This window comes from Streptococcus sp. A11, from assembly GCF_043674225.1.
GTDB classification, from domain to species: domain Bacteria; phylum Bacillota; class Bacilli; order Lactobacillales; family Streptococcaceae; genus Streptococcus; species Streptococcus suis_V.
Genome location: NZ_JBIMJS010000033.1, coordinates 1 through 3,921 on the forward strand (window position 1 = coordinate 1; position 3,921 = coordinate 3,921).

3 protein-coding genes are annotated in these 3,921 nt (G+C 42.9%); all 3 read left to right on the top strand.

The genetic code is table 11. The features are described 5' to 3' along the window. Nucleotides 1-271 precede the first annotated feature (271 nt). Nucleotides 272-685: a 30S ribosomal protein S12 gene (gene rpsL, locus ACHBIF_RS11295; RefSeq protein WP_002940030.1), complete on the top strand. Its 414-nt coding sequence runs from the start codon at nt 272-274 to the stop codon at nt 683-685. A gap of 16 nt (nt 686-701) precedes the next feature. Beyond that, the gene (rpsG, locus tag ACHBIF_RS11300; protein WP_002940031.1) at nt 702-1,172 is read left to right on the top strand and encodes a 30S ribosomal protein S7; all 471 of its coding nucleotides are present in this window, start codon (nt 702-704) and stop codon (nt 1,170-1,172) included. Nucleotides 1,173-1,610: 438 nt separating this feature from the next. Continuing rightward, entirely contained in the window at nt 1,611-3,692 is a 2,082-nt protein-coding gene (gene fusA, locus ACHBIF_RS11305; RefSeq protein ID WP_172009752.1) for an elongation factor G, read from the top strand. Nucleotides 3,693-3,921: the final 229 nt, after the last annotated feature.

The window sequence follows — 3,921 nt, forward strand, 5'->3', positions numbered from 1 at the left end:
GTAGGTGGTACTCTTATCATATCAGGGAATCTTCTTTTTGACTTCTAGAAGTCTCACATCTATTGTAACGCTACATTGGACAAGAAAAAATAAAGCATATCTATTTGACACAGCTTCTCATCTATGGTATTATACTAGACGGTACTTTTTACTTTTGGTCTCTCAAGAGTGTACAGGGACGTGCTGACAATTGTTGCAAAAGTACACACAGATAGGGGTTGTCACCAATGCCTTATCACCAAAAATAAAAAATATATACAGGAGAATGTAGATGCCTACAATTAACCAGTTGGTACGTAAACCACGTAAGTCTAAAGTAGAAAAATCTAAATCACCAGCTTTGAACGTTGGTTACAACAGCCGTAAAAAAGTTCAAACAAACGTTTCATCACCACAAAAACGCGGTGTTGCAACTCGTGTCGGAACAATGACACCTAAAAAACCTAACTCAGCCCTTCGTAAATTTGCTCGTGTACGTTTGAGCAACCTTATCGAAGTTACTGCTTACATCCCAGGTATCGGTCACAACTTGCAAGAGCACAGTGTGGTTCTTCTTCGTGGTGGACGTGTAAAAGACCTTCCAGGGGTACGTTACCATATCGTTCGTGGTGCGCTTGATACTGCAGGTGTAAACGATCGTAAGCAAGGCCGTTCTAAATACGGTACTAAACGTCCAAAAGGCTAAGAAGGGGGAAATATAAATGAGTCGTAAAAATCAAGCGCCTAAGCGCGAAGTATTGCCAGATCCATTGTATAACTCAAAATTGGTAACTCGTTTGATCAACCGTGTTATGTTGGACGGTAAACGTGGTACTGCTGCATCAATCGTTTATGGTGCCTTTGATCAAATCAAAGAAGCAACTGGTAACGATGCACTTGAAGTATTTGAAACAGCAATGGAAAACATCATGCCTGTACTTGAAGTACGTGCACGTCGTGTCGGTGGTTCTAACTACCAAGTCCCAGTTGAAGTTCGTCCAGAGCGTCGTACAACACTTGGTCTTCGTTGGTTGGTAACAATCGCTCGTAACCGTGGTGAGCACACTATGATTGATCGCCTTGCGAAAGAAATCATGGATGCAGCAAACAACACTGGTGCAGCTGTTAAGAAACGTGAAGACACCCACAAAATGGCAGAAGCAAACCGCGCATTCGCACACTTCCGCTGGTAAGATTAAGATACGAGGGCGTCAAACAACTCCTAGACAAAATAGGGAAGCGAAGCAGATTGCTGTGCAATCAATGAGGTTCATCTTTTTGTCAGCGAGTTGTAGCCCGAGTTCAATTAGGATGTGAGGGCGTTAAGAAAATTCAAGGAAAAATAGGAAATCAGACGATGGATCTTAAGGTCCAAGGAAGATTTATCTTTTTTCCAGAATTTTTAGTCCGAACTCAACTAATTAGGATGTGAGGACGTTAAGTTAGTTCTACATAAATCAATTGAGATTATTGTACAAACTTCTCGTTCAATCATCACAAATCGGATTGAGGCTTGCCTCATCCGCTTCACACCATTAGTAAGAAATCAAGCGGGTGGGACTTGCCCACTCGCTTTTCTTAAAATATGGTATAATAAAGTATAAAACTAAAATTATAGGAGAACAAACCTCATGGCACGCGAATTTTCATTAGAAAAAACTCGTAATATCGGTATCATGGCGCACGTTGACGCGGGTAAAACAACGACAACTGAGCGTATTCTTTACTACACTGGTAAAATCCACAAAATCGGTGAAACTCACGAAGGTGCATCACAAATGGACTGGATGGAGCAAGAGCAAGAGCGTGGTATTACAATCACATCTGCTGCGACAACAGCTCAATGGAACAACCACCGTGTAAACATCATCGACACACCAGGACACGTAGACTTCACAATCGAAGTACAACGTTCACTTCGCGTTCTTGATGGTGCGGTAACCGTCCTTGACTCACAATCAGGTGTTGAACCACAAACTGAAACAGTATGGCGCCAAGCAACTGAATACGGTGTTCCACGTATCGTATTCGCTAACAAAATGGATAAAATCGGTGCTGATTTCCTTTACTCAGTAAGTACACTTCATGAGCGTCTTCAAGCAAATGCTCACCCAATCCAATTGCCAATCGGTTCAGAAGATGACTTCCGTGGTATCATCGACTTGATCAAGATGAAAGCTGAAATCTATACTAACGACCTTGGTACAGATATTCTTGAAGAAGATATTCCAGCTGACATGCTTGAAATGGCACAAGAATACCGTGAAAAATTGGTTGAAGCAGTAGCTGAAACTGATGAAGAACTCATGATGAAATACCTCGAAGGTGAAGAAATCACGAACGAAGAATTGAAAGCTGGTATCCGTAAAGCGACTATCAACGTTGAATTCTTCCCAGTATTGTGTGGTTCTGCCTTCAAGAACAAAGGTGTTCAATTGATGCTTGACGCGGTTATTGACTACCTTCCAAGCCCGCTTGACATCCCTGCAATCAAGGGTGTAAACCCAGATACTGATGCTGAAGAAGAGCGCCATGCTTCTGATGAAGAGCCATTTGCGGCCCTTGCTTTCAAGATTATGACTGACCCATTCGTAGGTCGTTTGACATTCTTCCGTGTGTACTCAGGTGTCTTGAACTCAGGTTCTTACGTATTGAACACTTCTAAAGGTAAACGTGAGCGTATCGGACGTATCCTTCAAATGCACGCAAACAGCCGTCAAGAAATCGACGTAGTTTACTCAGGTGATATTGCCGCTGCAGTTGGTTTGAAAGATACTACAACAGGTGACTCATTGACAGATGAAAAGGCAAAAATCATCCTTGAGTCTATCCACGTTCCAGAACCAGTTATCCAATTGATGGTTGAGCCTAAGTCTAAAGCTGACCAAGACAAGATGGGTATCGCACTTTCTAAATTGGCTGAAGAAGACCCAACCTTCCGCGTTGAAACAAACGTTGAAACCGGTGAAACAGTTATCTCTGGTATGGGTGAGTTGCACTTGGATGTCCTTGTTGACCGTATGCGTCGTGAATTCAAGGTTGAAGCAAACGTAGGTGCTCCTCAAGTATCATACCGTGAAACATTCCGCGCTTCTACACAAGCTCGTGGTTTCTTCAAACGCCAGTCTGGTGGTAAAGGTCAATTCGGTGACGTTTGGATCGAATTCACACCAAACGAAGAAGGTAAAGGTTTCGAGTTCGAGAACGCTATCGTCGGTGGTGTGGTTCCGCGTGAATTCATCCCTGCGGTTGAAAAAGGTCTCGTAGAATCTATGGCGAACGGTGTTCTTGCTGGTTACCCAATCGTTGACGTTAAAGCGAAGCTTTACGATGGTTCATACCACGATGTCGACTCATCTGAAACAGCCTTCAAAGTGGCAGCATCTCTTGCCCTTAAAGAAGCAGCGAAATCAGCTCAACCAACTATCCTTGAGCCAATGATGCTCGTAACCATCACTGCACCAGAAGATAACCTCGGTGACGTTATGGGTCACGTTACTGCACGTCGTGGTCGCGTTGACGGTATGGAAGCTCGTGGTAACACACAAATCGTTCGTGCTTACGTACCACTTGCTGAAATGTTCGGTTACGCAACAGTACTTCGTTCAGCAACACAAGGTCGCGGTACCTTCATGATGGTATTTGACCACTACGAAGATGTACCAAAATCTGTACAAGACGAAATTATCAAGAAAAACGGTGGCAATGCATAATTGCTAACGAGGACGCCTTCAGGCGTCTTTTTTGTCTCTGTCAATTGTAGTGGGCTGATGAACAGCTACATTCACGAGAAGACCCTTGGTCTTCTTTTTTGCTTAAAACCCAATTTCCTTATTGACAATTGACTCTTTAGCTTAAAACCCAATTTCCTTATTGACAATTGACTCTTTAGCTGATAGAATAATCAAGCTATCATTTGAAGCATTTGTTGATCAGGCTTTT

Coding starts and splice junctions, on each gene's coding strand:
- rpsL (WP_002940030.1), top strand. CDS start 272: ATGCCTACAATTAACCAGTTGGTACGTAAACCACGTAAGTCTAAAGTA.
- rpsG (WP_002940031.1), top strand. CDS start 702: ATGAGTCGTAAAAATCAAGCGCCTAAGCGCGAAGTATTGCCAGATCCA.
- fusA (WP_172009752.1), top strand. CDS start 1,611: ATGGCACGCGAATTTTCATTAGAAAAAACTCGTAATATCGGTATCATG.